The organism is Aporhodopirellula rubra (genome assembly GCF_014192335.1).
Classification (GTDB): Bacteria; Planctomycetota; Planctomycetia; order Pirellulales; family Pirellulaceae; genus Rhodopirellula; species Rhodopirellula rubra.
The window spans coordinates 17436-27918 of record NZ_JACHXU010000040.1 but is presented as its reverse complement, the minus strand read 5'-3'; the positions used below and the strand labels follow the sequence as shown (position 1 = coordinate 27918).

Annotated in this window: 3 protein-coding genes; 2 read left to right on the top strand and 1 reads right to left on the bottom strand. The window is 56.2% G+C overall.

Translation table 11 applies throughout. From position 1 onward, the window contains the following. The first annotated feature begins 204 nt into the window (after positions 1-204). Positions 205-4563, top strand: coding sequence for a S1C family serine protease (locus FHS27_RS29675; protein ID WP_184309891.1), 4359 nt, complete (start codon positions 205-207; stop codon positions 4561-4563). Between the two features lie 4 nt (positions 4564-4567). Next, the gene (locus tag FHS27_RS29670) at positions 4568-5704 is read left to right on the top strand and encodes a DUF1559 domain-containing protein (protein WP_184309889.1); all 1137 of its coding nucleotides are present in this window, start codon (positions 4568-4570) and stop codon (positions 5702-5704) included. Here the strand turns inward: FHS27_RS29670 and FHS27_RS29665 are convergent. Next, a complete protein-coding gene (locus tag FHS27_RS29665; protein ID WP_184309887.1) occupies positions 5689-9921 on the bottom strand; it encodes a hypothetical protein in 4233 nt (1410 codons plus the stop codon). The genes FHS27_RS29670 and FHS27_RS29665 overlap by 16 nt on opposite strands. Positions 9922-10483: the final 562 nt, after the last annotated feature.

The following is a 10483-nucleotide window of genomic DNA, read 5'->3' as shown; positions in this document are numbered from 1 at the left end:
GCATTGGCAATTTTAAACGAAATAGCCAACCTGCAGATAGACATCTTATGCGCTGACACCAAACCAGTCGTCAATGACTGTGCCATTCGTGGGTGGCACCGGACAAAAAGCTCTCGGAAGAAGCTGGGATGGGAACAGGCCAGCACGCTCTGAATACGATAAACTCTATCGACTGAGTTTTTCGTTTTCTTGGGGTTTTCAGCGATGTCGTTCTTTGTTCAGTGTGGTCAATGCGGCAAGTCATTTGAAATGGCAGCCTCGAGGCTTGGTGATCCGATTGCTTGTCCCACCTGTGGGCACAACGGTCAAGCAGCAAACGAAGTGATCGAGGAGGAGGCGATCGACGTTGGAGAAGCCGATGTGGTGGAATCGGACGACGCCGACGATGCGGTTGCGGCAATCATCGTGCAGCCGCATGTTGTCGCCAGCGATCCAAAAAGAGCCCAGCCTGCGGTGTCGATCACTCCCGTGCTCGCTTTGTGCGCAGGGGCGGGCGCCGCGTTGTTGTTCGTCGCAATCGCTGGACTGGGTTGGTGGGCGTTCTCTCGGGAGGCTTTACCCTCTGACGAAGAAGTGGTGGCGGAAGTTGGCGTGCTGGAGTCCACCGAAATGCCTTGGGATGTTGCCGATGCCAACCGACATCGACGCCACAACAAGCAGCCCATCGAGATGCCGTCAATAACAAGCGAACCAACGGGAAGTTCGAACGCAAGTCCGTCCCAAACCTTCCCACGAGAATCAACCGTGGCCGAAGTCCGAGCCCGCATCGTGGAGACGAAGGAGTCGTCCAAGCCATCGGCCCCTGCACGGGATCAAGCAACGGAACGGGATCCAGCGCAAGTGGTCGAAGCGATCAAGTCCGCCACCGTCTTCATCGAGGTCACGACTTCGAAGGGCGTTCAATCAGGATCCGGTTTCTTGTTCCAGCGTGACAGCCACTGGGGCACGATTGTCACCAATGCACATGTGATCGATCCGGAAGAGGGGAAGCTTGAGAAGATCACGTGCGTTTTCTTTAGCGGGACAAGCCGCGAGTTTGAAGTCGCCGCCAAGGTCGCCTGCAAAGAGGAAAACACGGACTTGGCGTTCCTAAGGGCGTATGACGAAAAGATTCCTGCGCCTATCAGTCCGGCGAAAGATGTCCAAGTCTACGAGACATCCACGGTGTTGGCCGCCGGGTTTCCGTTTGGGGATGCGTTGAAGACCAATCGCCGGAACCCTTCGATCACGATCACCAAGGGAACAGTGTCGAGCCTGCGTTTTGATGACTACGACACGGTTTCGATGCTGCAGATTGACGGTGGGATCAACCCCGGCAACTCGGGTGGACCGGTCGTCTCGGAAGATGGCCGGCTGGTCGGTGTTGCAGTCGCAAAGGTCCGAGGCACAAGCATCGGTTTTGCCATTCCAGCGCAGATCCTTCAACAAACGGCCTTGGGACGTGTCACGAGAGTATCCGTTGAGAAGACCAGTCACGAGCGAGGGCAGCATCAGTTTCGTATTCGATTCGTCGATCCCAATCACCTTGTCAAATCTGGGGAGTTGATCGTCTTCCGTGATTCCGACCAAACCGTTGAGTTTCCTGAGAGCGATGGTTCGTGGCGTCCCGCAGCGGAAAGGTTGCTGGTGTCGGAACCTTTCCGTGTGGAGTCCTCCGGACGCGATGGCGAATCGAATGCCCTGGCCGATCTCGAAATCCCTTTTGAAGGCAATCTCATATTCCAAGTCCGCATCAACCGGCGAGGCGGTGGAGAGCATTGGTCTCAGCCCGCAGAGCTTCCCATCTCCCTCCAACTCGGTGTGGCAACAAAAGTTCCGCTCGATGGCTCAACGGTCGATTCGGAAGTGGTTGACCCGAGGAGCAGCCAACCCACGATCGCTATCTTGCCAGCCATGATGAGCGACTTTGCGATCAATCCGTCCACCGGTGACATTGCCTGTTTGGATCCGTCCCAGGATCAAGTTCACTTGATTCGTATGGATGCATTGAAATCCGCTGACTACAGTTCGTCACCGAAAGTAAAGATCGCCAAACATCCCGTGTCGGTCGTCTACAAACGGTATCAAGAGCATGACTATTTCGTGGTCGCCTGTTCGGAAGCGTCCGAACTCTGCCTACTGACCGCTGATTCACTAGAGTCGGTCGGACGAATTCGCGTTGACGGGAATCACGTTTCACGCGTGATGGCATCGACCAATCCAGAGGATCCATTTGTCTACTACAGCGATGAATCCGATGACAAGCCGCGGGTCGGAGCGGTCGATTTGAGACGGATGATCGATTGCGGCAAAGTGTTGGACGATTCCAGCGACTGCACGATCTCGACGGATGGTCGATTCGCTTACCGACGCTCTTCTTCCTCGTCCCAGGGAGCCGAGTCACTTCGCATGATCAGTGGTTTTTCCGCGCTGACCCCCAGTTTTGTGCCGCTCTTCACCGATCGTCACGCAACAGGTGAGTGTGTGCCCGGTCCCTTTGGTCAAATCACCGCGTTAGGCACGCAGATTCGCTCGGTCAGTCTGGATCAACCTGTCGCGACGATGGACTTTACGCCCCTTTGCTTTTTTCGCTCTCGTCCGGTCATCGTCGGACTGATCGCGAGCCAGCTTCAGTCGCAACGAAGGCTGCGTTTGCGGGCAGCATCGCTCAACACGTACTTGTCGGCGACGTCCACCGTTGAGATCCCACCGGCGGTGGTTCGCATGCTGACCGTGCCCCGTCGAATCTCACGGCAGCAGACAGAACGGCCGCACGCACAAACAGGACACGTGCTCGTTGATGCGAGGGTCTTCGCGGACGACGTCAATCAACGTGTGGTCTATGCATCGCGTGACAAGATTGCCTTGATTCCACTCGCTGGATTTGAGTTGCGTGATGACGAGCCGCTGATGAATCTGGAGTCAACCTCAGCCGAGTTCCCGGTTGGTGAAGACAAGCAAGCGGAATTGCGAGCGACCGACCCGAAAGTATCGATCGAGGTCGGCGACTTGCCACCCGGAATGAAACAAATCGTCAGCGGACTGAGTTGGCGTCCCAAGGGGGAGGACGTCGGAACGACGAAGATTCCGATCACACTCAAATTTGATGAAATCGAACGGATCGTTGATTTCCGGCTGGAGGTCAGTCAGCCATCTGTGCAAACATCGATCGATGTGGCGGACTTTCTTGTCGATCCGGACCTTGCATTCTACGTGTGCTGGTCGGGACGAGCGGGCGACACCGGACGTCTCACGCAGTACGCGGGCAAGGAAGGCGAAAACGGCAGCACGCTCAGCGTGATTCGATTGCACCAAGTATCCGAAGCGATCACCAAAGAGTTGTCGTTCTTCATCAAGCAGGTCGTGTTGCTCGGCGACCTCCTTGCCGTCTTGCCGGTCAATGAAGACCAACAGATCCATCTTCTCGATTTGCAAACACTTGAGCAACGAAAGCTAATTTTGTCGGCCTACCCTGTCCAGAACATGGAGATCAAAGGCGATGAATTGTTGCTGCATGGTGACAAGAGCGTCGCGGTTTACTCGGTGAAGTCGCTGAAGCGTCTGCGTGAGCAGGAAGAAGGAGCAGCATCATCCCGTTCGCGAGATCCTTTGCCGCAGGTGTTGGTAGATGGTGTGCTTGCCGATGGCGTGCTGTGTGGCCGGAACGATTCCCAGCCGAGACTGATCGTCGCGCCGGGGACGGTGGCCACGCTGCCCGGCTCTCAGGCGAATTTGATGGATGGTCGTTTTCTTCGCCAACGTTTTCCATCACACGACTCCTCGGCCTACCGAGGTGGCTCGCATTCGAGCAGCGCTATCGTGGCGGGGCCCATCGCAATTCCAGAGGCGCGTCTGCGAGTCTCGCTTGAGAATCGCATCCATGTCGTCTCCGATCCCAAAGTGGGGCTGTCGCAAACAGAGCAGCGTTTGACACTGCTTGTCGGGAGGTTGGACGGATCGGTGGTGGCAGGAGTGCCGATCGTTCGAGAATCGACAACCGCCGGAGTGCGAAATCGGCCGGCGATGCACGTGGCAGGCGGCAGTGCGTTTGTCAGCTGTGGATCGAGAATCTATCGCTGGAACCCATCCTCGCTCGAACTTGATACAACGGACGAGGCATCGACGGGCACTGATCCTTCGCCTGTTGAATTGCACTTCGTGCCAACACAGTCGGGCTTCCTGGTGTCCAATCCCTCGACATCGTTGAGTCATTCAGTGGCTGGTGGCAGTCCGCCCTACAATCTGTTTTTGATGACGCGATCGCGCGGCGTGACGATGAACGACAAGACAGGTGAAGTGACACTTTCGCGGGATGGCCTGCTTGAGGCAGCGGCGGAGGTTCTGACATCGGTCATGAAAAGGGGGACGACGCAGGACGTTGCCCTGGAACTAAAGAACCGGTCGTTGGAGTGGGGCGAAGCTTTCAAACGATTCACAGGACACAAACTGAACGGTTTTCCAATCGCCGTGCCGATCCATCTGAAGGTTAGCGATCGCGACAGCAGGGTCGCTGAACTCCAGTACTTCGTCTTTCTTGATATTCCACTTTATGACGCCGTCGCAACCCTCCAATCAGGTCAGTAGTCCTATGAATCGAATCTTTGAAACCTCCAGCTCGGCAATCACGCTGTTGGTTTGTGTGCTGGTATTGCTTTCTCTTGGGGCGATGTCGATGCCTGGGGCGCGAGAGCTCGCCAGTGCAGATCGGTGCCGCAGCAACATGCAACAGATCGGACTCGCCGTGCATAACTATCACTCAGCCTACAATGCAATGCCCATGGGTGTTGGTGGCACCACGGGTGAGATGCGTTTCCCTCGCAAGCTGAGCCGTGAGCGGGACTCCAACCGTGGCCGCTTGTCCGGCTTTGCGGCGTTGTTGCCGTTCCTGGAGCAACGGGCGGCCTGGTCGAAATTGGCCAAAGTCGGCCCCGATGGTTTCCCAGCGATGGGGCCAGTCCCGTCCTACGATCCCTCGGAGTACACGTTGTGGTCCGTTCAATTTGACGGGTTCCTGTGCCCATCCGATCCTGCCGTCAAGAAGGACTTTGGAATGCGCAGCTACATGATGAACTATGGGGATGCGGTCGATTCAGTTGGTCGGCTCTTTGACGATTCAGCGGAAGACCGAGTGTTGCGTCTTGACGTGGGACGAGGCGTCTTCGTCCCGCACACTTTGATCAAGTTTCGCGACATTCTGGACGGACTGTCCAACACGGCGATGATCAGTGAAACGATCATCGGTGTCGGCACAAAGAATTCGGGAGCCATGGTTGTTCGAGGTGTTGACGATTTGATCGCATCACCAGGCAATGCCCTGAAAACCGCGACATCCGCTCACAAGCCGTATCGATCGGGACAAACCATTTGGTCGGTTGGGAAGGGATCACGTTGGCCCGAGGGAAGCTTCCTGACAAATGCCTTTACAACGGTGCTGCCGCCAAACGGCCCTTCGGCAACCTTGCTTCAGGATCCCGAAAGTGGTTGCCTGTCAGCATCGTCCTATCATCTCGATGGCGTTAATGTCCTGATGGCCAGTGGAGCGGTGCGTTTTGTTTCCAATGCCATCGACATCGGCGACTCCAACGCACGATCGATCTCGCCATTGTTCGACAACGTGGGCCAGGAAAGCCCTTACGGTGTTTGGGGAGCCATGGGAACGCGAGCCAGCAAAGAAATCATCCCATCGGAACGGGAAGCTCGTTTTCAAACCTACTCGAATGAATGATTCGTGGTATCGATATCAACCAGATAGGCATGAAACAAAACAGCCTTTTCCCTGGCCGCGTTCTCCGCGGTCACGTACGCATAAACGGGAACAGGAGTTTTACGCGGCGCACGCCCTGTCAAGTTGCGATACGAGTCGGTGACCTGCTTGCGATAAGCCACCAACGCATCAACCACTCTCTTTTCCAGCTGGTCCGGTGACAGGTTTCGGTTGCGAGAATACGAATCATCGATCCCGGCGATCTTGCGTGCCGCATTGATCAACGGCTCGACCGACTCAAACGCGATCTCAAAAGAACCGTCGGTTGATTCGGCTTCAAATAGCACTTTTGCGTTGCTGTCTGAGAAGAACGTGCCTCCACTTCTGTGTGTGTATCCACTCATCAGTCGCAAGCGATACTTGACGGCATCGGGCGCGGAGTACTGGACGTCGGTTGGTTGCGAAGGGTTGAGCAGGAAGGTTGACTGAACCGGTTGAAAGTTGAATCCAATCTCAGGCAGATCCCACAGTGAATAGGGGATCATTCGAATTTTGCCCCCCACAATGGCGGCCGAGTGTTCCGGTCCGTGCGCGACGAACAGGGGAGCCTGTCCCCTTGCGTTAGGGTTTTCAGCTTGCGAGGAAGGCACGATGACCTTGCGTTCCTTCTGGTTGTATTCAAAAGACATTTCGCCGATGACGGAGGCGTTGTCCCGTTGGACAGACAACCGGCAAGGGTGAGTCGGGATCGGCAATCCTTTGACCCTGGAGATTGTATCGTGGAGCGTCAGCAGCACAGGACCCGATGATTCGATCCGCGCGGCTTTCTCAAATCCCGCGATATGGCCGTGTTTGTTTGGATCGGGGCCCACGCCAAAGGCGATCGGCATCGCCAACAATTTCGCCTCCCGCATTGCCTTGTCCCAATGGACGCCTTCCCACATCCAGCCGTCACCAAAATCTTCCGCCAACCAAGTCGATGTCACCGGCAATTCAGATTGAATCGGCTGGAGGGACGGAAGTTTAAAACGCTCGCCGTTCGCATAGGCGGTAGTGGCAACGTACTTGTCGGCAACGACTACCAATCGGAGTGCTTGAGTCTGCAGGGGAACCTGCTTGACCGGTTTTAACGTTTGGTGGTCAAAGCGGACCAGCCGCGGTGGATCCGAAATCGTTGCACAAATTCCGCTGGGACTGATCCCCGCAAAGTCGATCTCCACCGGCACCTCCTCGTGCCGCAGCACCTTTCCCTGACGCCAATCGTAGACGCCGACCATGTACTTGATACCCGGCGACGGCTTGCTGCTCTTCTTGTTGTACCTCCAAACGACATCCATTTCAGAATCATTTCCCCAGATCACTGCCAAGTCCGAATCTCGTTGGAACGAAATCCCATTGACATAAAAGGGCAACGCTTCCGTTTCGCTGGACCCACCCAGCGTGACGTCCACACCAAAGTAGGTGTCTTTGACGAGGCTGCCCGATCGCGCGCGGATTCCTAACGACAACTTGCCGATCTGTTGAGCACTGGGGGTCCAGGTCAGAGTGCCTTCCTTGATCGCGATCGAACTGTCCTTCGCGCTGACGAACTGAGTGCCATTTCGAAAGTCGAACTGCGACAACTTATTCCGAAGCGGCGGTTTTGGCTTCGGCCTAGGGGGAGCTCCTGAGGTGAACGCGTTGCGCCTTCCTCGTGCGATTGCCACCGTATCCGTGACCCCGACTTTCACGTTCGAAACCTTGGTGATCGGGATGATGTCCGACGGATCGTCGCTCTGCGCCAAGCAGACCGCGGCACGAAACCGGCTCACTCCGCAGTATCGGTAAATCCGTCCGGCCCCGTCGGTGTTCGGTTGAAGTGTAGACCGAATGGCGTCACTGATCGGGGTGAACGTGACCGTCATGTCATTGTTCGCCGTGACGGTTGCAACGGCAACCACCTTTCGATCAGGGTTGCTTTCATCATCGGTTCGATTCACTTTCCCATCGTCGTTCAAGTCGCGGAAGACGGTTTCGTGCAGGGTGGTTTTACGTGTCCACTGACCGTCGGGTGTTTGCAGCAAGACGAAGATGTCGATGTCCCCCGTCAATGTGACGTCATCGGGAATAGAGTAAGTTGCAAAGGGAGAAAATGTCAGCGAATCACGATAGGAAACTTGATAGTCGAAGGGAGCCTCCTTCTCTTCCTCCACGTAGTACGGGGATTCATCAATCAGCTCAAACGTCACGTCGGCTCCCGACGGAGTTTGCAACGGAACCGAAATCTCTTGACCGACGACGACCTGGTCGGGAATGGCGGCAGTCACCGTCAACCAAGGTTCCTGAGGCACGTCTTGAAGCAGATCACGCCAAACATAGAGAGAACCATTGGTCGTCACGATCGCCAGTTTTCGCGTTTCATCGAGGAACCCCCAAAGAACTCCCTTAAAGAGGTCCTGTGTGAAATCCACCGCGGCAAGCTCTTCGTAATTATTTGCCGAAACGATCTTCAGCCGGCCCTTGGGATCGATCGGCTGCTGGTTATGCAGCATCTCGACACCCATCAGAATTGCATTCTGCTCTCCACTGGCAAGCAATAGCACGCCCGTGTTGTCGGTGACAAACAGGTCACGGCTGCACAACGTAAAAGACGATAAAGTTTGGACACCAAACGGTCCCGGGGTCGAGCGGAATCCAAAGCGACTTTCCAACTTGTGAAGCGCCGTCAGTCTTCCTTCCGTGCCATCACCGGGCAGTTTCTCGTAGTGGTAGGACGCGTCTTTACCAAACAGAGTCGACCCGTCAGCCGAAACAGCCACGAGGCCATCAGGAGTCGTCGTCTCATTCCCACGTTGCGCTGGTTCCGTTTTACTGTCGATTTCCATGGTGGACACATTCAAACGTCCAATCACGTTGTCCTTGTATGGACTGCCGTTTCGCTCGTACGACTGGACCGCTGCAAAGTACAGAAACGGATCGTTCGGATCGCGGCTGGAACCAAGACTTTGAACATCGATGATTTCTGGGCCACCGGTCAAAATCTGCCCAGCCGGCTGCAGGGTGTCGACATCGTAAAGCCAAACTTCGGCCTGACGTTCGCACGCTACCGCAAACAGTCTTTTTCCCTGCCATGGTTTGATGGTGACGGCCGTTGGCAAATGAGGGGTTTCGAAAATTGCAACCGGTTCGGTCGGTCCGTCCATCAGCTTGTCCATCTCGTAGACAACAACCGCGCCACGTTTGCCGTTGGCACTGTCCAGGGTGAGCGCAATCCGCCCGGTTAACGTGTCATACACAACCGACCGTGTCTTGGTCGGAAGCGAACGGTTTCCGCCGGAGCCTTCCAAGAGATAAGGATTCGCGTCCAGCTTGATTTCCTCCAGGATGGGTTGTGTTGTCATGTTGGGACGTCCCGCTGATTCGTCTTGCGGTCCACCTTCCAACTTCTCGACCATCGTGCTTTTGACTTCGTCCTCGTGCAGCGTTTCCCGATTTGAGTTCGACGCCGGTGACATTTCCGCCCGCACTTCCGGTCCAGGTTGTGCAGCACCTGGGTGCGGTTCCGACGCAGCGGATGCATCGTTGACGGTCTGCTTCGCCACGACATTCTTCGAGGCGCCCTCCTTGGAACCAAGACCGAACAGCAGGAAGCCTTCGCCAGCCAACAACACCAAGCCAGTCGCAATACCGGCAGCCAATGCGATCCAGGGGACGCGCAGCGCCGGATCACCAGCGGCGGTCGATGGCTTCTGCCCAGTGGACCTGGTTTTGATTGGTATGGCGGCCGCGGCCGGCGTTTGACCCGGGAACGATGAGTGGGCATCCATCATGCCACCTGCTGCGGACACTCCCGTTGCGAAATTGGCTGGCGCCGTGTGACCCGTCGCGAATGGATCTGCATCCATCCCAGGCAGGTTGTCGAAAGCCTTTCCCAGATCGAAATCTTGTCCCGTATCCAGCGCCGGAGCCTCATCGAATCCGGGCGCGTCATCGAAGGTGGGAATGTCTGCAAACCAATCCGCGTTGCCTTGTTGCTCGGCCGAATGGGGTGACAAGGGATCCGTGTCGAGCGGGCCGGCGAACAGTGGATCGGTCGGACTCGACGCGTCAGTCGTTGGGCGCGTTTTTTTGGATCGCGTTTGGGAAGCGGGCGTCTTGGAGGCAGGGGCGGGCTTTGCCGCGGCAGGTGCTGCGGTGGAAGAAGCCTTCGCAACGGTGAAGGTTTCATGGCACTTCGGGCAGCGAACTTTCTTGCCCATCAGCTCGGACTTGAGCTTGAGTTGATGGCCGGTGGGACATTTTACAACAATTCTCGACGATTCGGTCTGAGCCGGACGCTTCTTCGCCGTTTGCGCTGCAGGCTTAGGGGACGCTGGCTTAGGGGACGCTTGAGTGGAGGTGGGTGCGCCGCCGACTTTCATCAATGTTTGACAAGTCGGGCACCGAACCTTCTTTCCTCGAGCACTTTCCTTGACGTTTAGGACGTGTCCCTGTGGGCAAGTGATACGCAATGCCATTCGACCGAATTCCCCTACGCCCCAAAGAAGTGCTGAATGTCTTTTAAGTGCTCACCATGAAAACACCCCTCTGCCCGTCATCCGTCCGGTGGAGCAAACGCCGATGATGACTAAGGGGGGAACGGCGCAAGCGTTTTTCACGCCACACCTTGCAAGCGTGTACACCCGCAAAACCGTCCATGATAATGGCAGACCGTTCGTCTGTGTGGTTTGGACGGACGCCACCCGCCTTGGCTGGGTTGTGAAACGCTTTCTGGGAGACTGCGAGAACTCGCGAAGGCAGTGTGAACCGCAAAACCGAATC

Bases quoted from the DNA above. Each gene is read 5' to 3' on its own strand.
- FHS27_RS29675 (WP_184309891.1), top strand. From the start codon at position 205: ATGTCGTTCTTTGTTCAGTGTGGTCAATGCGGCAAGTCATTTGAAATG.
- FHS27_RS29670 (WP_184309889.1), top strand. From the start codon at position 4,568: ATGAATCGAATCTTTGAAACCTCCAGCTCGGCAATCACGCTGTTGGTT.
- FHS27_RS29665 (WP_184309887.1), bottom strand. From the start codon at position 9,921: ATGGGCAAGAAAGTTCGCTGCCCGAAGTGCCATGAAACCTTCACCGTT.